Origin of the sequence: Photobacterium sp. SP02 (assembly GCF_038519165.1) — a bacterium.
GTDB classification, from domain to species: domain Bacteria; phylum Pseudomonadota; class Gammaproteobacteria; order Enterobacterales; family Vibrionaceae; genus Photobacterium; species Photobacterium halotolerans.
This window is the reverse complement of the sequence record NZ_JASJOJ010000181.1, coordinates 1-355: the sequence shown is the minus strand read 5'-3', so window position 1 is coordinate 355 and position 355 is coordinate 1. Positions and strand designations below refer to the sequence as shown.

At 56.1% G+C, this 355-nt stretch carries 1 protein-coding gene; it reads left to right on the top strand.

What is annotated here, in order from left to right:
• The coding region (gpG, locus tag P0Y67_RS22910) for a phage tail assembly chaperone G (RefSeq protein WP_342393720.1) at nt 1–297 on the top strand (297 nt) is incomplete at its 5' end.
• Nucleotides 298–355: the final 58 nt, after the last annotated feature.

Genomic DNA, 355 nt, shown 5'->3' with positions numbered 1-355 from the left:
AGCAACCGGAAGTTTACTGTGGAAGACGCCATCAGAACCGGCGCGTTTCTGGTGGCGATGTCCCTGTGGCATAACCATCCGCAGAAGACGCAGATGCCGTCCATGAATGAAGCCGTTAAACAGATTGAGCAGGAACTGCTTACCACCTGGCCCACGGAGGCAATTTCTCATGCTGAAAACGTGGTGTACCGGCTGTCTGGTATGTATGAGTTTGTGGTGAATAATGCCCCTGAACAGACAGAGGACGCCGGGCCCGCAGAGCCTGTTTCTGCGGGAAAGTGTTCGACGGTGAGCTGAGTTTTGCCCTCAAACTGGCGCGTGAGATGGGGCGACCCGACTGGCGTGCCATGCTTGC